The organism is Paraburkholderia sp. BL6665CI2N2, from assembly GCF_004366535.1.
GTDB lineage: Bacteria > Pseudomonadota > Gammaproteobacteria > Burkholderiales > Burkholderiaceae > Paraburkholderia.
This window is the reverse complement of sequence record NZ_SORC01000001.1, coordinates 7,267,075-7,293,457: the sequence shown is the minus strand read 5'-3', so window position 1 is coordinate 7,293,457 and position 26,383 is coordinate 7,267,075. Positions and strand designations below refer to the sequence as shown.

The following is a 26,383-nucleotide window of genomic DNA, read 5'->3' as shown; positions in this document are numbered from 1 at the left end:
TCGGCGCGAAGTGGGCGCTTGGGCCGTGGCGCCAATCTACCTTCCGCCTTCCAACCGTCCTGCCGTCCTGCCGTCCTGCAGCCTAACCCGCGCGACCAGCTCGCGAAGCAGCCTCCCGCCGTCCGAATCCGCTATTCAGCCCCACGCCGCATCTCCGCTATCCGCGCCGCCAACCCCGAGTCGCGCTGTGTCGGCGTCGCAATCGCCTGCGCCAGCACGGCGCGCGCGCCGATCACTTCGACCCGTTCACGCGCGCGCGTGATCGCCGTGTACACCAGTTCGCGCGACAACACCCGGCTAAATACGGAAGGCAGCATCAGCACCGCGTGCTCGAACTCGGAGCCCTGCGATTTGTGAACCGTGAGCGCGAACGCTGTGTCGTGCGGCGGCAGCGCGGCCGGCGATACCGCTCGCAAGCCGCCGTCGCCGGTCCGGAAATACACGCGCAACGCGCCGTTCGCGCCCGGCAGCGCAATACCGATGTCGCCGTTGAAGAGACCGAGCGCGTAATCGTTGCGCGTCACCATGACGGGACGGCCGGCGAACCACTGCACGCCCACCGCCAGCGTCACGCCCGCCGCGCGCCGCACCTGCGCCGCCATCGCCGCATTCACCTGATCGACGCCACGCGGTCCGGAACGGGTCGCGCACAAAATGCGAAAACGGTTCAACGCGTCGAACAGTGGCAATGGGTCGGGCGTTTCGGCTGCCAGCGCTGTGGCAAGCGCGTCGGCGTACGGCGCGAAACCTGTGGCGAGCCGTGCGACGGTGCGCTCGGCAAGCGTCGCGTGCGTATCTTCGTGAAGCGCCGCAGCGCACGGTTCTGTCGGATCTGTGCGCAGAACTTCGAGCGCGGCACTCGCCGAGCCATGGCGAATCGCGAGCGACAGACGGCCAATGGGCGATTCCAGGCCGAACCGATAGTTGCGCTCGAGCCAGACAACACAATCGGCGAGCGGGTTCTGCATGGGCGACGCGGCGGCCACGTGCGAAGGTGGTGGCGCGACGCTTTCGAAAAGGTCGCCAACGGGCAGTTCGTCGAAAGCACCAGGCGAGTCCGTGTGCGCAAACAGATCGCCGTCGGGTGCATCAGGCTGCGCGAAAAAATCCGCGGGCTCTCCGCCGAAGCCTCGCGATGCGCCGGGCAATGCCTGCGTGAGTTGCGTTTCGTCGATGCCGAGCGCATCGGCGATGCGCCGCAAACCACCTTGCGTGAAAGCCGGGCGCGCGCTGAGTTCGGCGAACACCGCGCCGGCTTCGACGGCGGCGAGCTGGTCCTTGTCGCCGAGCATCACGAGACGAGTCTGCGGGGCGATGGCGTCGAGCAGATGCGCGGCCATGGCGACGTCGATCATCGACGCCTCGTCGATCACGACGACGTCGTAAGGCAGCGGATTGTCCCGATGATGCCGGAAGCGTCCTCCGGGCCCGGAGCCGAGCAGACGGTGCAACGTGTACGACGTCTGCGGCAAACGCGCGGCCAGTTCGAGCGGCAAATCGCCGGCGCGCGCGAGCAAGGCCTCCTGCATGCGCTGCGCGGCTTTGCCCGTGGGGGCCGCGAGTGCGACGCGCAGATCCGCGCGGGCATCGAGCAGGCAGGCAAGCACGCCGACCACGGTCGTGGTCTTGCCGGTGCCCGGTCCACCGCTGACAATGGTGAGTTGCCCGGACAGCGCCATGACCGCCGCGACGCGTTGCCAGTCGACCTGGTCGTCCTTCGGCGGACCGAAGTAGCGCAGGAGACGCTGGTGGAGTGTCCCGGCATCGGCCAATCGCCCGACACCCTCTCCCGCCCGCGCATGCGCCACCAACGCGCGCGCAAGCCGCCGCTCGTAGTCGTAGTAGCGAGCCAGATACAGCCGCCCTTGCCCATCGACCACCAGCGGCCGCAACGCCGCCGAGCTTTGCGAACCATCGCTCGCCATACCGCTGGCGAACAGCGCGGCGCGCACTTCAGCGCTCGACGCCTCGAAGCGTCGCGCCAGCACCGCAAGCGGCACGCATACGTGCCCTTCGGCCGTCGCGCGGCTCGCGGCAAACGCGCTCCGCGCCGCCCACTTGACCGCCTCGGCCGACGCGCCGCCACGCCGCGCCAGCGCACCGATGCGGCGCGCGAAACCTTCGGCGAGCGCAATACTGAAATCCGCCGGCGCGGGCAGACTCACGCCGATGTCGTCGAGCAAAGGCGGCGCCGATGCGCTCTGTTCGAACGTGCTCATTGAGCACCTCCGATCATGGCCGCATCGAGCAGCGCGACCAGCTCGAATGCGGGACGCCGCATATGCACGCCTGCTGGACCATCGGCATCGCGCCAATGCGGGCGCACGCCGCGCACGAACAGATATAGATAGCCGCCGATATGCGTGTCGTACGAATAATCGCGCACCCGCGTTCTCAGATAACGATGCAGCGCAACCGTATAAAGCAGTGCCTGCAGATGATACGCGTGGCTCGCCATGGCCGCTTCGAGCGGAGCCGCGGCGTAGTCGGCGGCGGTGTCACCCAGATGGTTCGACTTCCAGTCGACGATCCAGAAACGCCCGTCGTACTCGACGATCATGTCGATAAATCCTTTGACAAACCCACGCAACACGCCGGGTTCCAGCGCGACGTCGGGATAGCCATGTTCGATCAGCAGTTCGCGCAACGCAGGGAAATCCAGCGACGGCGCGGCGAACAGAAACTCGAGCTCGTTCAGGCGCCGGCGCGGGTTCAGCTTGGCGAGCGTCATGCCGGGCTGCAGTTCGGTGGTGACCACGTCCCTGAGCAGGTTGTGCATCATCGCCGGCAGGCGTGCGGCGAGTTCGGGCACAGCCGGCGCCGGACGCTCGCGCAACGCGCCGCGAATGGCGTCGGTCCATGTATGCGGCTCGGTGAAATCAGCGAGTTCGAACATGCGGTGCAGACAGTCGCCCGCAGCGGCGCCGCGCGGGAACGCGAGGATGTCGTCCTCGGCGTAGGCCGTAGCCTGAGGCGTGGGCGCGGGCACGACGACAAGCGCATCGGCAATCTCGTCGTGATCGGGACGCACCTCTTCCACCGGCGCGTGCGTCTCTTCGCTCTTACTGCCGGCGGCGATCAGCCCGCTAAAACTCGCCATGCGCCACTGATCGCGCAACGGCCTGCGATTGGCTCGCGCCTGCATGCGCGCGCTGCGGTCCTGAAGGCTTTCGAGCGGCACGCGGCGCGCCGGCCTCGGCAGCGCAGCGAGCGTGATCGGGCCGCCCGCCAGCGCCTGCCAGCGCGCCGACAATGCGGCTTCGTCGGGCGGCTCGGCGAGCCAGTCGCCGAACTCATGACCCTCGCCGGCCACGAGCCAGTTCAACACGCTGCGGCGCGACTCCTTGGTGGAGCGCGAGGACTGATACGTACCGGCCACCAGATAGCAGCGATAGACCGCGCGCGTCAACGCCACGTAGACGAGCCGCGCCCGTTCCGCCGCCTGTTCGCGCACTGCGTAGCGCGATGCGTGCTCCGCTTCTTCGTCGTTGCAACCGTAGTGCAGCACCGCGTCGCCCATGTCGTCGTGATACTCGCGCGCATCCGGCAAACCGGACGACGGCGGCTCGCGCAGCCCGCCGTCGTTCAGGAACGGGCAGAACACCACCGCGTATTCGAGCCCTTTGGATTTATGGACCGTGACGATCTGCACGAGGTTGCGATCGGACTCAAGACGCAACTGCGCGTCTTCGCCGCCGCCCTGCGTGCGCTGCGCGGCGAGCCAGCGCAAGGTCGGCGCGATGCCGGGCTGCGTTGCGGCGCGCGCCTGAACCAGTTCGGCCAGATGGTTCACGTTCGTCAGACGACGTTCGCCATCCGCCGCGGCAACCAGCCGTTGCGCGACGCGCAGCTCACGCATCAGCGTGCGCCACATCACCGCGAAACCGCGCTCGTGCCACAGCGTGCGATAGCGCAAGAAACGCTCGACCCAGCCCATCGCGTCGGCGGCGTGCGCGGGATCGTCGGCGACCGATGGCGCGTCGGCGACCTGCTCGAGTCGCCACAACGCGGCGGCGTCGAGACCCAGCCAGTCGGTGGCCAGCGCGGCGCGCAGACGGCGCAGATCGCCGGGCGTATCGACGGCGGCCAGCACACGCTCGATCTGCTCGGCGTCGAGCGTCGCGAACACCGACGCCTGCGCCAATTCCACGCTGCCGACACCCCACGCGGCCAGCACGCGTTTGATCAGACTGCCCTGCTTGTGCGTCTGCACCAGCACCGCGATGTTGCCGGGCGCGAGCGTCTCGTCGCCGATCGTCACCGCGCCTTCGCGCGCGCCGCGCAACAAGCGCACGATTTCGGCGGCGCACGCTTCGCTCGCTTCGCGCTGGGCCTCGCGCTTGGTCAACGCGGCGTCGCCTTGCGGCAAGGTCCAGATACGGAAGTCGCCGGCGCTCGCGTCCGGATCGGTGAACGGCGGCCTGCGCCGTTCGCCCGCGCGCACCGGCTGATAGTCGAGACCTTCCAGCACGAACGCTTGGTGGTTGGCTTCGAAAAGCCGGTTGCACGCCTCGACGATAGGCGCGGTAGAGCGCTGATTCACAGCCAGCGTGTAGCACGCGGATGCCGCCTCGCGCGCCGCCAGATAAGTATGCAGATCCGCCGCGCGAAAACTGTAGATCGCCTGCTTCGGATCGCCGACCAGAAACAGCGGACCGGCCGGTGCGAAGATCCGGCTGAAGATCGCGAACTGCAGCGGATCGGTGTCTTGAAACTCGTCGATCAGTGCGGCGGGATAACGCGTGCGCAACGCATCGGCCAGCCATGGATGCGCGGCGAGCGCGCGATACAGGTTGGACAGCAGATCGTCGAACGACACCACGCGGCGCGTGCGTTTGCGCGCCACCAGTTCGGCGGGTGCGTAGTCGAGCCAGGTCTGCACGAGCGAGAGCCAGCGCGCGCGTTGCGCGGCTTCGGCCGCGACCACGGCCGCCGCCAACGCTTCGGCATGCTCGAAGAACGCATGTTCGGGCGGCTCGAACTTGACCTTGGTGGCCTTCTTCAACGCCGAAGCCGTCAGCTTCAACGCGGCCTTCGGCGGCGGCGCATGACAATCGCCCTGCGCGAAGTACTCGGTCCATGCGGCGATCGCGGCGCTCACATGATCGGGCTTGTGCGATGTCTTGCTCAGACGGTCTTGCGCCTGCGTCAGCAAACTGACGATCGCGTCGCGCTCCGCATGCCAGAGCTCGCAGGCAGCGTCGAAGCCGGCTTGCGGATCGGCACCTGCGCCGCTCGCCTCGACCTTCCCCCAGCGCAATTGCGCCAACGGCTTTTTCAACCGACGCGCGAGTTGTTCGTCGAGTGACGCGGGGCCGGCGCGTTTGGCCACCAGCCACGCGGCGAACGCAGGATGTGCGTGCGCCACCGGTTCCACCTGCTCACGCCAGAAGTCAGCCGCCATTTCGAAGCGCAAGGCCGCATCATCGGCTTCCATTTCGAAGGCGAACGGCATGGCGGCGGCGAACGGCGCTTCCTGCAACGCGCGCTGACAGAATGCGTGGATGGTGTGGATCGCCGCCTGGTCGAAGGTGCGCAGCGCGCGCCGCACCACTTTCAACGCGTTCTCGCGCGCGATGCCCCGCTCCGGCGCCAGCGTCGTTTCAAAGAGACGGCGGATGAACGGGTCGCCGCCGTCGTCGTCCAGGTCGATGGCGCGGTCCAATTCCGCGAGGCGCCCGCGTATGCGCTCGTGCAATTCCGCGGTCGCCGCCTTCGTGAACGTGACGACGAGAATCTGATCCGCGTTCAGGTTCTTTTCGAGCAGCAGCCGTACGTACAGCGCGCAAATATTCCAGGTCTTGCCGGTGCCTGCCGACGCCTCGATCTGATTCACGCCGTCGAGCGAACAGGCGAAGACGTCGAGCTCTTCGGCGACCAGCGCGTGATGCTTCGTGGCGTCGCTCATGATGCGCTCCGCAGATGTTGCAGGAGCGGCTTGAACACGATCGCGGCGAGGCTGCCGAACGGCTCGTCGAGCGTGAGCGGCGTGCCGCGCAATGCGATGCGCAGGGCGGGGTCGTCGGACTCGCCGCGCACGCGGTCGTTGATCCACACACCCTGCGCCGCGGAATCGCTTTCGCTGACCTTGGCCCATGCGCTCTTCGGGAAGAAGCGCAGTGGCAGCATGCGGCCTGCCTTGAACAACGCGGCGAGCGGCGCCAGTTCGTCGAGCGGCGCGGAGACCGGCGCGAGCTCGAAGCTCTCGCCGCTGCCATGCCATACGGTGCGGCGCGGACCGTTTGGCTGCGCGGCGCAATAGACCAGATGCGCGAGCCATGCCGAGAGATAGTCGCGGGCGGTAGGTTTGGCGTAGCGGAAAATCACTTGTCCTGTTTCGGTGAGCAGGTTCAGACTGCCGTGCAGTTCCAGGGGCGTTTCGGCGGCTTGACGGAGCTGCGCGTCATGCGGGCCGAACAGCGCACCGGCCATCCCGGCGCTGTCGGGCCAACGCGGCACGATGTCGAGCATGAATGGCAATCGCTCGACACCCGAAGCCACCTCGCGGCGCACGCTGTCGGCAAGTTGACGCAACGCGCCGAGTTCGCGCGCTCTCCACACCGCGCCGGTCGCGCCGCCCGGCAATTCCGGGCTCGCTGCCGCCACGCGGCGCACGCGTTCGAACACGACGTCATCGTCCGTGTCGATGTCGAGCAGCACGGGCAACAGACGGTCCGCCAATGCATCGCGCCCCGCGTAATCCAGGTCGAATGGCTCGGTGTCGAGCAGTTCGCCTTGTGCTTCCGACAGCACGATGCCCAAGCGGTCGCGCAACAGCGCGCGCGCAGGATGCCGCCAGAAACGCACGAATTCGTCGAAGGCAATCGGCGCGGGTTCTTCGGGAGGCAACGGTCGATCGAAGAACGGCGCCGCGGCGGCGTGCGTGGGCGCGGCCAGCAACGTGGCCAGTTCGGCGCGATCCGCGTCGTAGCTGAACAGCCCGGATTGCGACAAGAAATAGTCCGACGCGAACGCCTGCAACGGATGATCGACGATAAACGCATGCCGCGCGCTCTCGACTTCAGCGGGACTCGCGCCCTCGCCCGCCGACACCTGCGCGAGATGGTCGAGCAATTCGTCGACCAGCGCGGCCGGCGGCAACGGCGCGTTGTCGCGAATGCTCCGGCCCGTATAAGCGATGAAGAGACGATCGCGCGCCGCGAGCAAAAGATCGAGGAACAGATTGCGCTCATCGTCACGCCGTTGACGGTCGCCGGCTTTGCCGAACGCGGCCATCAGATCGAACTCGTCGGCGCGCGCAAGACTCGGCAACACGCCGTCGTCCATGCCGAGCAGGCAGACGACGCGATACGGCAAGCCGCGCAAACTCGTCAACGATGAAAACGTCACGCTGCCCCAAGGCACGCCGCCGCGCGCGGGGTCGTCGAGTGCCTCGGTGAGTGCGCCGCGCACCACCGCGGCGGCCATGGCGACTTCCTGCGCGCCGGCCTGCATCGCGTCGCCCATCTTGTCGATCGCATCGCGCACGGCGGCGAGCGAATCGGCGAACTCGACGCCGCCGTCAAAACATTGCGCCAGCGTTTCGAGCAGCAGTTGCGTCCATTCGGAGGGCGTGCGCTCGATCGCGCAATTCGCCGCGAAGCTCTCGATGTCGTCCACGAAACGCGACAGGCGGCCGAGCAATTCCGCTTCCGAACCGTCCGCGCCTTCGACCGGCAGCCAGGCATCGACCGGTTCGCCGCCGTCCGGAATCGCGTAGCCGAGATAGAGACGCGTGAGCGCATCCGCGAACGTGTGACGGGCAATCGGCACATGCTCGCCGGACGGCTCGACCGGCGCGAGCCCGCGACGCGCCCCCGCCGCCGCCAGCCATTCCTGCGCGGCTTCGAGCGAGCTGGCGTCAATGCCGTAACGCACCGCAATCGCGTCGACGCGCAGCCATTCGATCAGATCCGGCGCACCCACGGTGCGCTCGGGCAAGGCCAGCCAATCGAGCAGCAAACGTGCAACCGGATTGGCCTGCGACGGTGGCAAGCCGGTAATCCGATACGGAATGCGGCGCGTGTCGCCGGGCGGCGTCGTGCCGAACACGGCGTCGATCAGAGGACCGGCCGCCGCGAGGTCGGACACGGCGACCAGCACGTCGGACGGCTGGAGGTCGTCGAGCTCGTCGAACCAGCCGAGCAGACGATCGTGCAGCACTTCGAGTTGGCGCGACAGGCTGTGGCAGACGTGAACTTCGATGCCGCTCTCGATCGGCAATTCGTCAGCCTCAGTCTCGTCCTGCAGATTGAGAATGCCGTTCTGCACGGCGGCGAGCCAACTCGGCTCCGGGTTCTCAGTGAAATCGCCGGCCTCGCCTGAAGCAGCGCTCTCGGTCAACTCGTGCAGCATGTGCAACTGCGCCTGGGTCTGGCGGCCCCACTCGGCAAGCAGTGGATGGCCGACTTCCTGATAGTCGAGCTGGCCGGCGGCGTCGAGCGCTTCGACGCGCCCCGCGCTGACGACGTCGAACCAGAACTCGCGGCACGGATTCATCACGTACAGCCGCACGTCGATCCAACGCGAGAGCGCGCGCAGCAACGCCACATGCAACGGCGGCATGGTCGGCAGCGCGAACACGCTGACCGCCTCGGGCCACTGCGCATTCGAAATCGCCTCGAGGTCGAGCGTGCCGATTTCGTCGAGAAAACGATAAGCCGGCGGCAACGCAGCCGCGGGCGTTTGCGCGTCGCCTGAGAGTTCCGTCAGCACAGCCCGCCACAATGCCGCTTGCCAACGCTCGTCCTCGCGCGCCGCTTCACTCGCGCCGACAAGGCGCGGACCGGTGTCGTCAGCCGCGCCGCTCGCGAAGATCGAGCCGCCCTTCTGCCATTGCAGCAGCCATTCCGGGCGATAGGTCAGATAGTGGTCGAGCACGGTCGCCACCCGGCGCGCGAGTTCATAGCGCATCGACGCGTCCGCTGCATCCAGATACGTGCGTAGACGCGGCGACTCATTCCATGGTAGCGCTTCGTCAGCCTCGCCCAACAGCCGGTAGCAACGCCACACGAGCCGGTCCGGCGCGAACGGCGAATGCTTCGGCACCTCGATTACGCCGCCGATCTGCGCCCATAGCCATTGCGCGAGATAACCAAAGTTGACATTCGCGCAGATGCCCTGGCGCGCGGCGATATCCAGTTCGAGCCGGCGCCGCACCGCCGCGCTCGGGACGATCACCGGCTGCGCGGTCCACGGATCGGACGGCGCCTGTGCCAGGTCGTCGAGCAGCGCACCGACAAGGGTTTCGTAGCGATTCGAGTAGAAGAGCTGGAGCATGGATCCTGGGGCTTGCGAGCGGCACGGGCGGAACGCCCCAAGCCGCGACAGACATTGAAGCGACAGCATAACAAACGCATCCCCAGGGCAGAACCTGGCCGAACGGACGAGGTCAGATCAGCCATAAAATCAGTTAGACTCGACGGCAGTTCGGGGCTGCCCCGGGGCTCCCCGGGTTTGCCCGGGTCCGCCCCATCAACCGCGGTTTTCTCAGTGAATGGAATCCAGGCAGTCGATGCGTTATTCGGTTGAAATAAAAAAATTCCTCTACAGCCAGTACTTTTATGGCGGCCTGCGCATCGCAGTCGGCGTGTCGTTACCGGCGGTTCTGTGTCTGATCGTGTTTCACAATCGAGAGCTTGGCTTCACGATCGCGACCGGCGCGCTCGGCGCGTGCGTGGTGGATATGCCGGGGCCGCTCAAGTACAAGCACAACGAGATGCTGGCGTGCACGGTGATCGGCTTCCTGTCCGCGCTTGCCACCGGGCTCGCCACCGTGAACGCGGTAGCGCTGTGGTGCACGGTCGTACCGCTCACCTTCCTGCTGTCATTGATCGTCGTGTACGGCAACCGCTGGCCTCAGATCAGCTTTGCCACGCTGTTCATGATGATCATGACGCTGGAAGAGCACTTCACGCCCATGCAGGCGCTCGTCAACGCTTCGTGGATTCTGGTGGGCGGCCTCTGGTACACCTACTGGTCGACCTTCGTGAGCCGCTGGATGATGCATCGCATCGAACAGCAGGCGCTGGCCGAAAGCGTGTTCGCGTGCGCCGACTATCTGCTGGCGCGCGCCGAGTTCTACGACCTCGATAACGATCTCGACGAGTGCTATCGCAACCTGGTCGACAAGCAGATCACCGCGGTGGAGCGCCAGGACGCCGCGCGCGACATCGTGCTGCGCAATCTGCCCAGATTCAAGAGCGGCAAGCTCGAACCACGCCGCGCCATGCTGTTCAATCTTTTCATCAACACGGTCGATCTTCACGAGCTGTTCGTTGGCGCCCATACCGATTACCCGCTGGTGCGCACCACCTTCGGCGGCTCGGATCTGCTGGTGTTCTACCGCGATCTGATTCGCAAGGCGGCTGCCGATCTGGAAGAGATCGGCCTCGCGGTACTGCAGAACCAGGCGCCGCGTGGGCGCGTGAACGTGAAGGCGGAATTGCGCGCCATCGAGTTCGAAATCGAGCTGATGCGCAAGCAGGATCTGCCGGCAAAAAACCACGAGGCTTATTCGGCGATCTCGTCGACTTTCCGGCGCGTCTGGAGCGCCACGCGTCTGATCGACAAGATGCGCAAGAGTCTCTCCAGCGAGCCCAGCACGAGCGAGACCGAACTGCGGCTCGATCAGGCGCTCACGCGTTTCGTATCGAGCCGGCGCGTGCCGTTCGGGCAGATCTTCTCGAATCTGACCATGGCCTCGCCGAGCTTCCGCCACGCGTTGCGCGTAACGATTGCCGTCGCCGTCGGCTTCTGGCTCGGGCGGCTGCTGCCGCTCACCAACGCCTACTGGATCGTGATGACTACTGTCATCATTCTGAAGCCCGGCTATTCGCTGACCAAACAGCGCAACGGACAGCGGATTGTCGGTACGCTGATCGGCTGCGCGGCGAGTATCGCGCTAATGATCTTCGTCAAGGAGCCCCACATCCTGCTGGTGGTGATGTTCGCGTCGATGGTGATGAGCTATAGCCTGCTGCTGTTCAATTACACGGCGAGCGTGGTGTTCACCTCGTCATATGTGCTGCTGATGTTCCATCTGCTCGCGCCGGGCAGCATGCGCATAATCGGCGAGCGCGCGATCGACACCGTGGTGGGCTGCGCGATCGCGATCGCGGCGAGCCATCTGTTCCCGTACTGGGAATATCGCTTGATGGGCAAGCTGGTCAACAACATGATCAACGCGACGCGGCAGTATCTGGAAGCGAGCTGGTGGTGGAGCGGCAAGCCGGCCGCCGCGGTGGTCGCTACCGTGACCGAAGCCGGGGCGCGTGCGCCGGCGGCGGCGATGGCCGATCCGGCGATCGACTTCGGCAAGCCTGTGTTGGCGGCGGCCGGTGGCGGGGCACGCGGCGGCAGCAGCGTTGCAAACGGTCACGCCAGCGCTGGTGCGGGCGGCAGCGCGAACGCTGGCGCTAACGGTGTCGCTAATGCGGCGGCGACAGCGTCCATTGGCGCAACGGCGAAACCAATTCCCGACTCCGGCGCCAGTGCGGGCACGACCACGGTCAGCAACCCGACCGCGAAGCCCGTCTCCGGCGCCTCCGCTGCCGCTGCCGCGGCGGCGACTGCGCTCGATCGCGACTACCGCTACCGGCTCGCCCGCAAGAACGTTCACGTGGCGTTCGCCAATCTGGGCCAGGCATTTCAGCGCATGATGCTCGAACCGAAGTCCGCGCAGAAGTTCGTGCCGGAGTTGAACGGCCTGCTGGTGCGCAGCCACGTGCTCGCCTCGCAGATCACCGCGGCCGCGCCGCTGCTGCGTACTTCGGCGCAACAGCAGGTCGACGGCGTCTCGCTGCAACCGCTGCAGCGCGCGCTGAGCGTCGTGCGCGACAATCTCACCGAGGCTGAAACCGGCACCGCGCCGGCCGCCGATCAAAGCGAGCAGATCAAACTGCTGGGCCGCGAACTCGATGCAATGGTGGTCGAAACGGAGAAATCGCCGGACTATTCGGCGGATGCCGTGCATGACATGAAATTGCTTGCGCATCAGTGCAAGCAGATGCTGTCAGCGGCGGCGCAGATTCGCAAGGATGCGAGCGTGATTCGCCTGCCGGACGAGTGAAAAATGGCGTCGACGTGCGCGTCGCCCTATTGAGCAACGCCGCTTGCCGGTTTGGCGGCAGTCGCCGCTGCGGCCGCACCCGACGAAATCGACGGCGCCTCTGCATTCTGGCGGTCGAAGTCGTGCTTTTCCTTGATGGCGTTATAGAAGAGTGTGGCGATCACCAGCAACACCGCGACCACGATGAACGCAGCAATGCCAAAGGTCGGGTTCTTCTTGCGCGGCGGTTTGTTCATGAGGCGGGCTCGGTTCGCGAAGCAGTCGCGGATGGTGTCTGGGAAGGCGGCATTCTACGCCCACTGAGCTTGCACACAGCTTGCAGCGGGCGGGCTCAATGGCATGGGTATGTGAGCTTGCGGAAGAGCCTCGACTGCCGCCGGCTGCGTCGTACGATTCGCTGTCTGAGAAGCAGCAAACGGCGCACCCGCTGCCCCGCCTACCTCACCATGGCCGGTCTCACCGGCAACGCCGTCGAATACTTGATCTGCTCCATCGCAAAACTCGAACTCACGTCGTACAGCGGCACTGCGGCGATCAGTTGCTTGTACACACGGTCATAGTCGTCGATATCGGACACCACCACGCGCAGCAGGTAATCGGTTTCGCCGCTCATCCGGTACACCTCCACCACTTCCGGAATCTCCTGCACCGCATGCGTGAAGGTTCGCGCCCACTCCTCGGTGTGCTGATTGGTGCGCACCGCGACGAACACCGTCGTGCCCACGCCAAGTTTGCGCGCGTCGCACAGCGCGACCTGCGCGCGGATCACGCCCGCCTCTTTCAGACGCTGCAGCCGCTTCCAGCACGGCGTTTGCGACAGATTCACGCGTTGCGCCAGTTCGGCGATCGGCATGGTCGCGTCCGCTTGCAGCAACTCCAGCAGCTTCCGGTCGATGATATCCATTCCCGTCATGACATCCCCATAGGAAATTATTCTACTTTTCAGATTCCAGAGGGAATTATATGGAAACTCTTTCTCCAGGCAAACCGGTATAAATATCCCTATCCGAAAACAACCGATGAGCAGCCCAACCGCTGCCTGATCATCATGAGTCAAGACCTTCGCTCCGCATCCCTCGAATGCCTCCCAGCCCAACGCTTGCTACCCGTCGACGCGGCTCAGGCGGCCTCGTGCGAGCAGGTGGACATGTTGTCGCGCGCCGTGCGCAACGCGCCGCTCGCGCGCCTCTGCGACACCCTGGACGCGATTTTCGACGCCTGCGCCCATTTCCCCGAACCTTCAGATTCGACCTTTTTCGCGCGCAGCATGCGCGTGGCGCTCGCCGAGGCGGCGGCAAACCCGGAATTGCTCACGGCGGCACAACGCGAAGGCGCGGTCGAGAAATACCGGCGTCATCTGCTGGCTGCCGATCCGCACGGCCGTTACGCGATCGCCGCGCTGGTGTGGTTGCCGCAACAGGCGAGCCCCGTGCATGCGCACCACACGTGGTGCGGCTACGCCGTGGTGGACGGCACGCTGAGCGAAACAGTATTCGAATGGAACGGCGCGCAGCATTGCGCGAGCGCCACGCGCACACAAGCGCGCAAAGCGGGCGCGGTGTCGTTCGTGCGAGGCGGGCGTGGCGGGATTCATCAGCTGGGTAATCGCAGCGAAGCGCCGGCCGTTTCGCTGCATATTTACGGCGTCGCGGGCGCGCAGATCGCGACACACGTCAATGACATCGTGCGTACGGCGGATGTGCCGGCGCTGGCCTGAAACGACACGCGGCACGGGCGCCCCGAACCTTGTGATACGCAAAACGGGCACGCCTGGCATGCCCGCTGAAACTCACGTCCAGCGTGAACCGCGCGGCCTCGTCGCAAGCAGGACATCCAGAAGTAGCGTGTGACCTCGGTACGCTCGCATGGACACGACGCGGGCACGAAAGACCAACTTCCCGCTCCCGGCAGCTATCAACTCTTCCCGCCCGCCTCGCCTGCCGTCGGAATCTGCGGCGGAATCGGCGCGGTTTGCCCGGTCGGCGGCGGCGCCGGCCGCGGTTCGTGCGATACATCGCGTGCCACGGCGAGCGGCGCATGCACCGCCCGCGCCGCCGACGCCGCGCCAGCCTGCGCATGCTCATGCTCATGCGGATGCGCGAATCCCGACACTTCATCGTCCTGCAAAGGCTGCCCTTCGCTATCTTTCGACGACGTGTACACACGCATCTGCGGCACCGGAATCTCGATGCCCGCTTCGTCCATCTTGAGCTTCAGACGCAGATTGAAGGCGCGCGCCACGCTCCACTGCTGCAACGGCCGCGTTTTGATCTGCCCTTTCACGACCATCCAGTTCGGATCGAAACGGTCCAGCCCCCACACCTCGATCGGCCCCAGCATCTCGCGCCGGTAGCGGAAGTCGGCCATCAGATCCGCGCCGACTTCGCGAATCAGTTGCGTGATCTGATCGACGTCGGTGGTGAACGACATGCGCACTTCGAACACGGCATACGCGAAGTCGCGCGAGAGGTTCTTGACGATCTTGATCTGTGAGAACGGGATCGCGTGAATGGCGCCCTGACCGTCGCGCAGCCGCACGGTACGGATCGACAGATGCTCGACCGTGCCCGCATGGCCGCCGTCCACGTCGATCCAGTCGCCCACCGAAATCGTATCCTCGATGATGATGAACAGCCCCGTGATCAGGTCGGTCACGAGCGACTGCGCGCCGAAGCCGATCGCGAGGCCGATCACGCCGGCGCCCGCCAGCAGCGGCGTGACATTGATGCCGAGATTCGCCGCCGTCACGATGCCGGCGATCGTCATGATCGAGACCAGCAGCACGTTGCGCACCAGCGGCAGCATCGTGCGGGCGCGCATGCTCGGCGCACGCGCCTTGTTGCGCGGCCCGGCGGGATTGAGCGCCTCGGTGATCGCCGTGTCGACCAGAATCCACAACAGCCAGGCGATGAACACGGTGGCGACGATCGCCGTCACCGCATGCGCGATCCCGCGCGCGGCCACGTTTTCCTCGACCACCGCGGCGAGCGACACGCCCCACAAACGCGCGGCGAGCTCGAAGAAGAACAGCCAAATGAAGAGCGTCAGCAGCGTGCCGAAAAAGCGCAGCAAGCGTGTCAGATAGGGCGAGCGGCGACGCGCGCGCGCACTGCGCGGACGCGTCAGACGCAGCACGATGGCCGACAGGAAAAACGCCAGCACCAGCAGGGCCGCGGTTACCACCGAAATCTGCAGCACGTTCTCGCTGGAGCCCGACCCGCCGAGCGTCGCGACCACCGAAGCGGTGGCCAGCACCAGCACGGGCACGTGCCACAGCGCGGCGAGCACCTCGAAGGCGTCGGTCGCGGCCTTGTGATTGGTGCGCTGCTCATAAGGCCGGTTCCGGATCAGATGCGCGACCGGCCGGCGAAACGCGAGCGCGAAATAGCCGGTCAGCACAGCGGCCGTCATGTTGGCCGCCGTCGAAATCAAGGCGGCGAGGTTCGAGCCGAGTTGATGGGCGACGTCGTAATTGACGGCGGCGTCGCCGAGCGCGCCGCACACGCCGACCACGAACAGCACGCGCCGCGCATGATCGATCAGCAGGCGCACGGCGATCCGCCGGTGCCCCGAGCCGAACAGTGAAAACATGATCAGACAGATCGCCAAAAACGCCGCGCCCGCGACGATTGCATACGCGACCACCATGCCGAGCGTACGGCCGAGCGCGTCGGGCATGGCGCGCACGAACAGCAGCGCGGCCACGAAGGCGATGATCCAGGGGCCGACGCGACGCAGCGCGAAGATCAGCAGTTCGCGCGTGGTGGGATTCGGCTGCAATCCCATGACAATGCCGAAGCGCCGGTACAGGCGATGCTGCACATAGATCAGCGCGCCGGCGCAGGCACCCCAGCCGGCCAGCATTGCCGCCATCGAAAACAGAATCCGGCCGAAGCTCTCGTGCCCCTGCCCGGAGACGATCGTGTAGAGCTCATTGCCGGCCGCGTTGAAGCGGCCGCCCCAATAGCGGACCGGCGTACGGCCTTGATGCACGTCCGATTCGAACGACGCAATGCCCGACGCGATCGCGCCGAGCAGGCCGGCGCTCGGCTGCGCAGGCGCGGGCGGCGCGACGTTTTGCGAGACGTCGCGCAATTTTTTGAGCTGGGCGACGAGCGCGGTGCGCTGGCGGTCGTTGTCGAGCGTGGAGATCACGCTATCGAGCGAGCGCGCCAATTCCGCCTGGCTGGCCGGCGACGGCGCGGACGCCTCCTCCGCGGCCGATGCGCCTGAAGCGGAGGACGCGGGGGTCGCCGAGACCGTCGCGCTGTTGATCAGGCTCTGCAAGGCCGGGATGACGGGCGTGCCGGTGGCGGCGCCCGCGGCAAACGCGTTCGCGGGCAACCAGCCGACGACACTCAGGATCAGCGCGACAAAAACTGCGGCCGCCCATGCGCCGAACCGTGCGGCGAGTGGCGGGCGCGCGCCACGGCGGGTGTCGCATGCGCTACGGTCAGAAGAAAAATGAAAGGCGGCGTGGGTCGCCAGCTGCCCGCCGTTGGACGGCGCAGCCTCGGACTCACGCCGCGACGGGCATGACTGCATGGCAATCCGTAAGAAAACGGGAGACGCCAGTGTATCCGCACTTTTATCGGGAGCGACCGAACTTGCGTAACCGAATGTTAGGACGCTTGCGCGGGCTCAAGCGTTGTGAGGACCGCGCGCGAATCCTGACGTCGTGTTGGCGTTGGCGTTGGCAGTTCCCGCGCACGGCCCGTTCAGCCTCGTTTCCGGCTCAATAAGCGACCGTTGCGACCTGACGGATGAAACGGCCCTGCTCCAGTTCATCGACGAAAGCAACGGCGTAGTCTTCCGCGGAAATGCGGCTATTGCCCTCGGCGTCGGCCAGCAACGCGTTCGCGCCCGTGCGGAATTTGCCCGTGCGCTCGCCCGGCGCGATGATCGCGGCCGGCGCGAAGAAGGTCCAGTCGAGGTCGGTCGCGCTGCGGTAGTCGTCGAGTACTTTCCGATGCTCGAGCGCGATGGCCTTGTAGGCGTCAGGAAAACCTTCCGAATCGACCAGTTGCTTGCCCGGCGCCACTTCGAGCGAACCCGCGCCGCCCACCACGACGAGGCGCTTCAGGCCCGCCGCGCGCACGCCTTCGATAAGCGCGCGAGTCGCTTTGCCGAGCGCCGCGAGATCGTCTTGCGGCGGCGCATAGGCGCTCGCCACCACGTCGTGGCCGCGCACCGCCGCGCCGACGCTCGCGGCATCGAGCAGATCCGCTTGCGCCGCTTTCAGATTCGCCACGTCGGTCGGCACGCGCGCCGGATTGCGCGCCAGCGCCGTCACCTGATGCCCGCGGCGGGCTGCTTCGGCGGCGATCCGCGAACCAATCATGCCGGTGGCGCCGAACAATGCGATCTTCAACTGTTTGCTCATTTTCACTGCTCCTGTCGTTAGCATATATGTAACTACACCGATTACATATAACGCGGAAAAAAGAGGGGCTTGAGCCCCCCGTTCGTTGAGAGGCGCATGTTGCGATTGACCGCCACGCGCCCTTCCGTACTGCTTTTCTGCTACGTCACCCGTGCGAGCGCTTCTTGCGTTCGCGCTGCTTCTCGGCACGCACCACGTCGGCTGTGGCGTCGGCCAGCGTGCGCGCGCCGAGCGAGGCTTCCATGGCTTGCTGCGCTTCGTCGATGATGCCGCGCAGTACGCCCTGGATATTGCGCCCGACCATGCACGCCGGATTCGGCTCCTCGCGATGCAACGCGAACAGTTGCGCGTCGTCTACCGCACGATACACCTCGAGCAGCGTGATCTGCTCCGGCGCCCGGGCCAGCAGCGCGCCGCCGCCCGCGCCGAGCTGCGACGTGGTGAGGCCCGCTTCCGCCAGCATGCTCAGAAGCCGCCGGATCAGCGCGGGATTCGTATTCACGCTCCCCGCGATCATGTCCGACGACAACGGCGCGCCCTCCTGCAACGACAGCAGCGCGAGCACATGCACCGCGAATGCAAACCGGCTGCTCGTGTTCACAACAAACCCGCCCGGCGACGACAATGTGTAACCATAGTAATTACATTTAATCCGACTGTCAAACGATATGGCGAGCCAGCCGGCATGTCACTTGTCCATCTGCTTTTGCGCATCGCCCGAATCGTCCGATGACGACGAAGCCGCCGCACTCGTCGACGACGCCGAGCTTTGCGCCGACCATTCCTGGAGCTTGCGCCCCGCCGATTCGAGCCCCTGCCCGGTCAGCGACGCGGCCTTGCCGAGTTGCGCATTGGTGGCGCTCGCCGCGCTTTGCAGGTTCGCTTGCGCCGTCGAAGCCAACGCGTTGGGGTCGATCTTGATCGTGGGCGCCGAGGCCGAGTCGAGGTTCTGCTGCGCGGCGGACTTGGTCGCGTCGACCTGCTGGCCGACGTAGCTGGCCGCCTGATCGAGCTTCTGGCCGGCGACCTGGGCCGCGTCGTTGAGCTTGCCGGCAACCTGGCCGGCGGACGCGTCGTTCTTCTGACAGGCGGCGAGGCCGCCGAACACGACGGCAACGAACGCGGCACGGCGCAGCAAGGATGAACGGATGGATAAAATCATGATTGTGTGTGAGCCGCGTCGAGCGGCTTCCGAATGCGAAAACGCGCCAATGATACGCCGTTGCGCTGCACGCGCCTTAACGAGCGCCTGGAAGGCGGTTCGCTCTAAGCAGCGCCGCGCGCCGAGCCTTACGCCGGCGCTGAGTTCCACGGCCCGGACGCGCGCGTCCGGTCGTGTCCACCGCATGATCCGTCGCGGTTCTGTCAAACGTAGTGGAGTAGACTCCCTGAGCTGATGTGCGTCAACGAGTGAGCGTCGCAGCTCATTCGCTGTGTTCCGTTGATCAATTGGAGGCATACGATGGCGGCAAAGAAGATTCTGTTTCTGACCGGCGACTTCGCCGAGGATTACGAAACGATGGTGCCGTTCCAGGCGCTGCAGGCGGTCGGCCATGTAGTCGACGCGGTCTGCCCGAACAAGAAGGCGGGCGACCGGATCAAGACCGCGATTCACGATTTCGAAGGCGATCAGACCTACACTGAAAAGCCCGGCCATCAATTCACACTCAACGCCACCTTCGACGACGCCGACCCGCGCCAATACGACGCGCTCGCGATCGCCGGCGGCCGCGCGCCGGAGTATCTGCGGCTCAATCACAAGGTGATCGAACTCGTGCGGCAATTCGCCGAAGCCGGCAAGCCGATCGCGGCCGTTTGCCACGCCGCGCAACTGCTGGCCGCCGCCGACGTGATCCGCGGCAAACGCATTTCCGCCTACCCGGCCTGCGCGCCCGAAGTAAAGCTGGCGGGCGGTGAATACGCCGACATTCCCGTCGACGCCGCGATCACCGACGCCAATTTCGTCACCGCACCGGCGTGGCCCGCGCATCCCGAATGGCTGCGCCAATTCCTCGTGCTGCTCGGCACGCGCATCGAACTCTGATCTGTCTGCCTGATCCATCGGCGAGCGCCTTGTCCTTGCGGCAACGCGCGCTCGCCAAAACTTCCCGTAATTGAGACTCGTCCGATAGTTCGTAGCGCAAGGCTTTTCTATAGTCGCCGGCTGACTTGGGAGAGCTTTTTCAATGGAACTGACCGACTGGATCGTCATTCTCGCCGTCGTGTTGATGGCAATTGCCTTTTTCTGCGGACGCACGCCGGCCAACTGGTCGCGCGAAAACCGCGCGCGCCGTCTGGCGGGCACGCGCATGCTGGTTCAGGCCGCGTGTTCGGTATGGGCTGCGCTGTTGCTCGCCGCGCGCGGCCTCTTCGCCCTGGACGGGTTGCCGGGTCTGCATCCGGCGCCGCTGGAAGCCCTGACGGGCGTTACGATCCTGATAGCGTGCGGCTGCTACTGGTCGATTCGCGGTAGAAAAATGCTCAAGCCACGCCGTCTCTTTACCGCGTAACGGCTACGGCGTACTGATGCCGGGCCGCGCGTCCGCCACATGTGCGGCGCCGCCATCACTCCCACTCCTGCGATCGCGATCTTCCACGCCCGGGCGGGCCTCGCGAATGACTTGAGCACTCGTCACCACTGGTGGCGCCGACGTGCCCACCGCCTGCTGCGCGATCCGCGCCTCGGCCTCAGGCAGCGACAGATAGAACGTCGTGCCCACGCCTTCTTTAGACTCCGCCCACACACGCCCGCCGTGCCGCTCCACCACGCGGCGCACGAGCGCGAGGCCGATGCCCTCACCCGCCGCCACATTGCCATGCAAGCGCTGAAACGCGTTGAATAGCCGCGGCAAGGCGACCGCCGGAATCCCCAGGCCGTTGTCCCGCACGTAAAAGATCCGCAGCGAGTGCACACCCGGCGGCGCGGGCGTCGTACCGATCTCGATCCGGCCTTCCCGCGAAGGGTCGAGATAATTCACCGCGTTGCCGATCAGGTTCGCGAACACCTGTTCCAGCGCAGTGGGATCGCCCCACACGGCGGGCAATTCGCCCACGCTGACCGGAGCGCGGCGCGCGCGGATCGAGGCTTGCATCGCGTCGATGACGCGCGGCACGATATCGCGCACCTCGACCTTCTGCTGCCGATACTCGACCCGGCCGACGCGCGACAGCCGCAACAACGCGTCGATGATGTGCGAAGCGCGCAGCACCGCCGTCTGCAGATAATGCAACGCTTCGCCGATGTCCTCGTCGACCACCCGTTCGATGCGCTGCCGCGTCTCGGCCGCGAGCGACGACTCGCGCACGGCGGCGCGAAGTTCGTCGCACGAACGAATCAGCTCCTTCGAGAAGCCTTGCAGATTCACCAGCGGCGCACGCAGATCGTGCGACACGCTGTAGATGAACATTTCGTTTTCCTGGGTCTGCTGACGCAAGGTCTCGTTGATCCGCGCCAGTTCGCCAGTGCGGCGCGCAAGATCGGCCCGGAAGCGCGCCTCTATGCGCTCGGCTTCGAGCAGGCGCCGGCTGGTCTCGTGCAAGGTCAGATCGAGACGCGCGATCTCGTCGCGGCCAGGGCCGATGGGCGCCAGCGGTTCATTGCCCGCGAGGCGCCCGGCGTTGTCGGCGAGGAGCGCAAGCCGGCCGCGCACGCCGCGCGTGAACAACCAGACAGCCAGCGCGACGAACAGCAGGGAGCCCAGCACGGCCGCGACCACCAGGGTCTGCTGCCGCTCGCGGGCGGCGTCGGCCGCATTCGAACGCAATGTGTCGAGACGCCGCTCTTCCGTCTGGAACGCCGCGATTTGCTGACGAAAGCGGTCGAGCACATCGGACGGCGCAAGGTCGCGGAAGCGCGCAAGCACGTCGCGCCGTCGGCCCGAATGCAGCAGGTCCTGGATGCGATCCGACCATTGCCGGTAAGCCTGCACCGACTGGCGCACCTGAACTACGCGCTCGACTTGCGCCGGATTGTCGGCGACCAGTTCGGCCAATTGATCGATACGCCGGTCGACGTCCATCCACACCGACACGGGCGTGGAAAAGCGGGCGTCGTTGGCAAGCACCGCGCCGCGCAGCGCAACCGACTCGCCCAGCACCGGTTCGAGAATCGCGGTGGTCTGGCGCAGCACGTCCTGGCTATGGACAGCCCAGCGCTCCGCCTGTGTCGCATCCGCTTGCGCCTTGACCAGTCCGGACAATAGCGACAACTCGAAGAGGGCCGGAATCGCGATCAGCAACAGGCCTTTAGTGGTCAGTCTCATGCGTGCGCATTGGGGGTCGGTGGCCCGACAGATCATGCTCGGGGACGGGACATTATGTCGGCGTTGTGCAGGAAAACAAAGCGCGCCCGCCATCGGCCAGGTTTGCGCCGCCAGCGTGCACCGCAGTCGTACGCAAAACGTCAGTGTTCTGACCTAAACGTAAATCAAATCGAATAATTCGCCCCGATTTGGTTCGTAGTTTTCGTCACGGAGATCATATGCACATTAATTGTGCGTTTTGTGCGAACTCAGGTGCGGCCGCGACGACGTCCGTGTTGCTCGAAATGCACGAGCAATCCCTTCACCGGTGCCGATTTGCACCTTTCCGACGCGGCTCGCGCACAAATTTGGCCCGCTTCTTGCGTTCAATGCCCGCTTTTTTGGCATACGCGGGACATATCGATGGAAAGTCTGAAAACTGGCACCGACACCCTCTTTCTTTTGCTCGGTGCCGCGATGGTGCTCGCCATGCACGCAGGGTTCGCGTTTCTCGAACTTGGGACAGTGCGCAAAAAGAATCAGGTCAACGCGTTGGTCAAGATTCTGGTGGACTTTTCGGTCTCGACGATCGCGTATTTCTTTATCGGCTACACCATCGCGTACGGCGTGCAGTTCTTCGGCAGCGCCGAGTCGCTGGCGGCGCACAACGGCTATGCACTGGTGCGCTTCTTCTTCCTGCTGACATTCGCCGCCGCGATTCCGGCGATCGTATCCGGCGGCATCGCCGAACGTTCGAAGTTCAACCCGCAACTCTTCGCGACGTTCGTGCTGGTCGGCTTCATCTATCCGTTCTTCGAAGGAATAGCGTGGAACAACCGCTTCGGCGTCCAGGACTGGCTTGCCCACGTGTTCGGTGTGCCGTTCCACGACTTCGCCGGCTCGGTGGTCGTGCATGCGTTCGGCGGCTGGGTCGCGTTGCCGGCCGTGTTGCTGCTCGGCGCCCGTCACGGCCGCTATCATCGCGACGGAGGGATCGCCGCGCATCCGCCTTCGAATATTCCGTTCCTCGCACTCGGCGCCTGGGTGCTGGCGGTCGGCTGGTTCGGCTTTAACGTGATGAGCGCGCAGACCATCGACAAGATCAGCGGCCTCGTCGCCGTCAATTCGCTGATGGCGATGGTCGGCGGCACGCTGACCGCGTGGCTCGCGGGCCGCAACGACCCCGGCTTCACTTACAACGGGCCGCTCGCCGGACTGGTGGCGGTCTGCGCGGGCTCCGACGTGATGCATCCGCTCGGCGCGCTGGTGACAGGCGGCATCGCCGGGGTGCTGTTCGTTTATATGTTCACCTGCGTGCAGAACCGCTGGCGCATCGACGACGTGCTCGGGGTGTGGCCGTTGCACGGCTTGTGCGGCGCGTGGGGCGGCATCGCCGCAGGCATTTTTGGCCTGCGCGCGCTTGGCGGTCTGGGCGGCGTTTCGTTCGGCGCGCAACTGGTGGGCACGCTGGGAGGAATCGTGGTCGCGACGCTCGGCGGCACGCTTGTGTACGGTGCGATCCGGTTGACGGTGGGGCTAAGGCTCGATCAGGAAGACGAATACAACGGCGCCGATCTGTCGATCCATAAGATTTCGGCGACCTCGGAGTGAAATCCGACCGCGAGCGCCGGTCGGCGCTTTCGTCTCGCGTACGCGTCGCGCCGGTGGCTTTTCAGCTCCGGCGCACGGATCGCGCCGGCGCCCAACCTGCGGCATTCCATCGGGCCGGACTCCGCAGCAACCCGTTTGCGAACGCCCCGACCTGTCCCCGCATGCGCGCGCCGCTGTTAGACTTCCGCGCTGGAGATGGCATTCTCCCTTAACCGCCCTCGTGGCTGATGATGCCTGCTTCGTCCGGATGAACGCGGAGTCGGCGTCGTGCTCCTCGCTCTGCCCGGTTTGTCGACCCTCCGGTTTTGCCAGGCCTCCTCTCATGTATTGGTCCATACTCGCTGTCGGCATCGGCGGCGCGCTCGGTTCGTTATTCCGCTGGTTTCTGGGCATTCGCCTGAACGGCGTCTTCAGCGGCTTGCCGCTCGGCACTTTCGCCGCCAACGTCATTGCCGGATATGTGATCGGCGTCGCGGTCGCAGGCTTTGCGCGGGCGCCGCAGATCGCGCCCGAATGGCGGCTCTTCGTCATCACCGGCTTGATGGGCGGCCTGTCGACTTTCTCGACCTTTTCAGCGGAAGTGGTGCAGCGCCTCCAGGACGGCCGGCTCGGCTGGGCGGCGGGCGAGATCGTGATTCACGTGGCCGCGTCGCTTCTGATGACCATGCTCGGTATTGCGACGGTGTCGCTGCTGTCGCGCTGAAGGCGCACCCGTCTCGATTCGCTCACCCGCACGTCTTCGACGATCGCCAGTCCGGCGGCGGTCAGGTCCGCGCCACGCCGCGTCGGGTTGAACAGCTTGACGCCCGGTTCCTTTTTGGTGAGCGTGAGCGCCTGACTCAGCGCGGGTTGCGCGATGTTCAACTGGTCAGCGGCGCGCGTACGGCCGAATCCGAAGACCCGGCCGCTATCGGCACCGTATTGCGAGTGGGCTGGCGACAAAATCGACGCTCATAGCGACGCCGGTTCCGGTCCATCAAATTTTGAGCTGAAGCGCTCCTTGGCTACGGTTGAGACGCATGGAGCTTGCGCCTTGAGCTATTTAGCGATCCCTCGGTTTTCCACCACTCTTCGCCCGGCGCCTGAAGAGCACAGCGAATCCAAGCGCGACAAGCAAGGCCACTATCAGACCGGCGCTCATGCCCATCGTGCCGCGCCTTTCATCCGGACTGGAAGCAGCGGAAGCGGCAGCAGGCGAAGAGCTCGGCGTTTCAACCGGCTTCGGGAGCGCCACACCGGCGGCACTCCCCTGGCGCACGAGAGAGGCCTCCGACGTCGGGGACGCCTGAGATGCGACCGCGGGAACGGCATCCCCAATCGGACCAACAGGAGCACTGTCAGTGGATGAAGCCATGGCCGGAGCCTGTGCGGCGTTAGAACTCGCTTCGGCCGATCTGGCCAACGCCTTCCACTTGGCGAATACCGTATCAATGCAGTGAACGTCGCTGCATGCGTTGCGCAATTGCCGCCACTGAGCGACCTGTTCGCGCGAAAGCTTGCCGCTGCTCAACAGAGCCTGTTGTTGCGCGGAGATATCGTCGTATTCGTTGTTCAGGATGGCGTGGTCGCATATGACGCGTTCAGCCGGTTGTCGCGTGGTTGCACATTGAATATCGCTTGCCCATGCTCCGGTTGGACCCAAAGCCGCCATTGACAGCAGCATTGGCAGAAATCGCTTTAAATGCACCGGCCCTCCTTGAATGTCGTTGCCTTGTTAAAAGTGCGGTAGCTCGCGAGCGAAATTCCCTATGCCTGCGGCAGGGTCACGAGACCGTTCAAAGTGCCGCCGCATGAGGTGGCACTCGAAGCAGCTTACCGAATCTGGCTCGCAGTCGCTGATTTCATGTCAGGGTTAAAAGAGACCTCGCCTGCTCGAGGAGAGCTTGCGACGCGGCGAACTCATTGCGCCCTGCCATCGTCAGCGCCGCTTTGCCTGTGCGAACGAACAGATCGTCGTCAGATGTTACGACGGCACTCGCCTCGGGACCGGGACGGTCGTACCGGCGAAAGAATTCGAGCATTTGCGACGCATCCAATCGCGAATCCTTAGGACCCGCCCTGGCTAGAATCTCGGCGGCTGCTGCTAGCTGTCGAGTGGCCTGGAGGAATTCAGTACGGTCCATGAAACTTGCCCCATGAGTCACCGTGGTCGATTAGTCACCGTGGTCGATTGTTCGAAGAGTTTAGCGCAAGACTTTCCAACGCTGCCGACGTCGGTGGCTCGACGACGCGACTGAGTTCTAACGTACATCACCTCTGAACCGACGATTGCCGCCCTATCCATGCATGCGGTTCGCGCAAGTGTTGGCCCCGACGGCAGCAGACAAACTGAAATGTTCGCCTGAACCCAACATCGGATCATGCCTTCGCCCGGCCAAATCGGCATCAACAAGGCTTGCAGCCCCGACTCGAATGGCTCTGCGGAAACGACCTCTCCGTCGGCACGATCGTTGCAAATATGGCTGCCTCAACGGAGGTTGCCATCATGTGCGTCTTGCAGGGTTTCGTTAATGCCATTCCGCTGCGTGCGTCTTCACTTGTCGCCGCCGCTGCCATCTCTGTCGTGGTGGTCTGCGGCGCCGGCATCGCAGCATTTGTCGGGTTGCTGCCCGAGTCGGATGACGTGGCCGTCGCAGTGACGGCGACGCCGTTAATCGACATGCAAGTCGACGCTTATGTGAAGCGTGTCGCAAGTGCGTATTGAACCGCCAGCCGTAAAGCAGGCGCGAACGCCGCAGCCTTGCGCTGCTCGTTTACGTGCGAGCTACCGCGACGCCGATCCAATTCGCTGTCAGGAGCGCAGTACGCCTTTCAAGCGCCCCAGTTCAGCGGGCCTCGTGTATGAGCGGTACAACTCGCCAACCGTGCCGAATGCCAGGGCCGGTTTGAGAGTGGCACCGGGCAGTGCGTGAGTAATCCAATCAAAGGCATTCATTTCACGTTGAGCGGCATGCACCGCCGCGGTAAGCACGGTGAGGGCTCGTTCTGCGGAGTGCCCACCCAGGTCGACGAAGCAGCTCTCAAATGGATGCTTCGTTATGCTCTCGACGTGTAACGCTGACTTTCGAACGTCCAAAT

Annotated in this window: 19 protein-coding genes, 1 pseudogene and 1 riboswitch; of the genes and pseudogenes, 7 read left to right on the top strand and 13 right to left on the bottom strand. The window is 65.2% G+C overall.

Annotated elements, in window-relative coordinates; genetic code table 11:
* Window positions 1-131: 131 nt before the first annotated feature.
* From B0G81_RS32655 to recC, 3 genes are read right to left on the bottom strand one after another with little or no spacing between them, the layout of a single operon-like run.
* Window positions 132-2,219: an AAA family ATPase gene (locus tag B0G81_RS32655; RefSeq protein ID WP_134141116.1), complete on the bottom strand. Its 2,088-nt coding sequence runs from the start codon at window positions 2,217-2,219 to the stop codon at window positions 132-134.
* The gene (gene recB / locus B0G81_RS32650; RefSeq protein WP_134141111.1) at window positions 2,216-5,908 is read right to left on the bottom strand and encodes an exodeoxyribonuclease V subunit beta; all 3,693 of its coding nucleotides are present in this window, start codon (window positions 5,906-5,908) and stop codon (window positions 2,216-2,218) included. The genes B0G81_RS32655 and recB overlap by 4 nt, the downstream gene beginning before the upstream one ends.
* Complete coding sequence (recC, locus tag B0G81_RS32645) at window positions 5,905-9,279, bottom strand: exodeoxyribonuclease V subunit gamma (RefSeq protein ID WP_134141106.1); 3,375 nt, start codon at window positions 9,277-9,279, stop codon at window positions 5,905-5,907. The genes recB and recC overlap by 4 nt, the downstream gene beginning before the upstream one ends.
* A gap of 235 nt (window positions 9,280-9,514) precedes the next feature.
* On the opposite strand from recC, the gene B0G81_RS32640 reads away from it, so the two are divergent.
* Entirely contained in the window at window positions 9,515-12,070 is a 2,556-nt protein-coding gene (locus B0G81_RS32640) for an FUSC family membrane protein (protein WP_134141101.1), read from the top strand.
* Window positions 12,071-12,096: 26 nt separating this feature from the next.
* Here B0G81_RS32640 and B0G81_RS32635 read toward each other — a convergent pair whose 3' ends face one another.
* Both B0G81_RS32635 and B0G81_RS32630 read right to left on the bottom strand, forming a co-directional pair.
* Window positions 12,097-12,306 carry a hypothetical protein gene (locus tag B0G81_RS32635; protein WP_116116650.1) on the bottom strand — a complete coding sequence of 70 codons (210 nt, stop codon included), beginning with the start codon at window positions 12,304-12,306 and terminating at the stop codon, window positions 12,097-12,099.
* A 200-nt stretch (window positions 12,307-12,506) separates the two neighbouring features.
* Window positions 12,507-12,974: an Lrp/AsnC family transcriptional regulator gene (locus B0G81_RS32630; protein ID WP_181196667.1), complete on the bottom strand. Its 468-nt coding sequence runs from the start codon at window positions 12,972-12,974 to the stop codon at window positions 12,507-12,509.
* A gap of 144 nt (window positions 12,975-13,118) precedes the next feature.
* Between B0G81_RS32630 and B0G81_RS32625 the strand changes: the two genes are divergently transcribed.
* Window positions 13,119-13,787 (top strand): cysteine dioxygenase family protein, encoded by a 669-nt coding sequence (locus tag B0G81_RS32625; RefSeq protein WP_134141098.1) that lies wholly within the window; start codon window positions 13,119-13,121, stop codon window positions 13,785-13,787.
* A gap of 197 nt (window positions 13,788-13,984) precedes the next feature.
* Here B0G81_RS32625 and B0G81_RS32620 read toward each other — a convergent pair whose 3' ends face one another.
* The 4 genes from B0G81_RS32620 to B0G81_RS32605 form a co-directional block, all read right to left on the bottom strand.
* Window positions 13,985-16,615 (bottom strand): mechanosensitive ion channel family protein, encoded by a 2,631-nt coding sequence (locus B0G81_RS32620; protein WP_134141096.1) that lies wholly within the window; start codon window positions 16,613-16,615, stop codon window positions 13,985-13,987.
* A gap of 190 nt (window positions 16,616-16,805) precedes the next feature.
* Window positions 16,806-17,453: an NAD(P)H-binding protein gene (locus B0G81_RS32615; RefSeq protein ID WP_134141094.1), complete on the bottom strand. Its 648-nt coding sequence runs from the start codon at window positions 17,451-17,453 to the stop codon at window positions 16,806-16,808.
* A gap of 145 nt (window positions 17,454-17,598) precedes the next feature.
* Window positions 17,599-18,054 carry an Rrf2 family transcriptional regulator gene (locus tag B0G81_RS32610; protein WP_116116642.1) on the bottom strand — a complete coding sequence of 152 codons (456 nt, stop codon included), beginning with the start codon at window positions 18,052-18,054 and terminating at the stop codon, window positions 17,599-17,601.
* 87 nt (window positions 18,055-18,141) lie between these two features.
* Window positions 18,142-18,615, bottom strand: coding sequence for a hypothetical protein (locus B0G81_RS32605; protein WP_134141092.1), 474 nt, complete (start codon window positions 18,613-18,615; stop codon window positions 18,142-18,144).
* Between the two features lie 300 nt (window positions 18,616-18,915).
* On the opposite strand from B0G81_RS32605, the gene B0G81_RS32600 reads away from it, so the two are divergent.
* Window positions 18,916-19,497: a DJ-1/PfpI family protein gene (locus B0G81_RS32600; RefSeq protein WP_106284545.1), complete on the top strand. Its 582-nt coding sequence runs from the start codon at window positions 18,916-18,918 to the stop codon at window positions 19,495-19,497.
* A 142-nt stretch (window positions 19,498-19,639) separates the two neighbouring features.
* Complete coding sequence (locus tag B0G81_RS32595; protein WP_134141090.1) at window positions 19,640-19,963, top strand: hypothetical protein; 324 nt, start codon at window positions 19,640-19,642, stop codon at window positions 19,961-19,963.
* Between the two features lie 3 nt (window positions 19,964-19,966).
* Here the strand turns inward: B0G81_RS32595 and B0G81_RS32590 are convergent, their stop codons facing one another.
* Window positions 19,967-21,715 carry a sensor histidine kinase gene (locus tag B0G81_RS32590; RefSeq protein ID WP_134141088.1) on the bottom strand — a complete coding sequence of 583 codons (1,749 nt, stop codon included), beginning with the start codon at window positions 21,713-21,715 and terminating at the stop codon, window positions 19,967-19,969.
* A gap of 402 nt (window positions 21,716-22,117) precedes the next feature.
* On the opposite strand from B0G81_RS32590, the gene B0G81_RS32585 reads away from it, so the two are divergent.
* Both B0G81_RS32585 and crcB read left to right on the top strand, forming a co-directional pair.
* Window positions 22,118-23,305 (top strand): ammonium transporter, encoded by a 1,188-nt coding sequence (locus B0G81_RS32585; RefSeq protein ID WP_121308384.1) that lies wholly within the window; start codon window positions 22,118-22,120, stop codon window positions 23,303-23,305.
* 182 nt (window positions 23,306-23,487) lie between these two features.
* Window positions 23,488-23,549, top strand: a riboswitch (Fluoride riboswitch).
* 78 nt (window positions 23,550-23,627) lie between these two features.
* Window positions 23,628-24,008: a fluoride efflux transporter CrcB gene (gene crcB, locus B0G81_RS32580; protein WP_106284541.1), complete on the top strand. Its 381-nt coding sequence runs from the start codon at window positions 23,628-23,630 to the stop codon at window positions 24,006-24,008.
* Between the two features lie 11 nt (window positions 24,009-24,019).
* Here crcB and B0G81_RS32575 read toward each other — a convergent pair.
* The 3 genes and pseudogenes from B0G81_RS32575 to B0G81_RS32565 form a co-directional block, all read right to left on the bottom strand.
* Window positions 24,020-24,247: pseudogene (locus B0G81_RS32575) on the bottom strand (LysR family transcriptional regulator); the annotation flags it as partial.
* Between the two features lie 100 nt (window positions 24,248-24,347).
* Window positions 24,348-24,968 carry a hypothetical protein gene (locus tag B0G81_RS32570; protein ID WP_243856673.1) on the bottom strand — a complete coding sequence of 207 codons (621 nt, stop codon included), beginning with the start codon at window positions 24,966-24,968 and terminating at the stop codon, window positions 24,348-24,350.
* A gap of 178 nt (window positions 24,969-25,146) precedes the next feature.
* Window positions 25,147-25,341: a hypothetical protein gene (locus B0G81_RS32565; RefSeq protein ID WP_241974619.1), complete on the bottom strand. Its 195-nt coding sequence runs from the start codon at window positions 25,339-25,341 to the stop codon at window positions 25,147-25,149.
* A 449-nt stretch (window positions 25,342-25,790) separates the two neighbouring features.
* Here B0G81_RS32565 and B0G81_RS32560 point away from each other — a divergent pair, with 449 nt between their 5' ends.
* A complete protein-coding gene (locus B0G81_RS32560; RefSeq protein ID WP_106284537.1) occupies window positions 25,791-26,009 on the top strand; it encodes a hypothetical protein in 219 nt (72 codons plus the stop codon).
* Window positions 26,010-26,383: the final 374 nt, after the last annotated feature.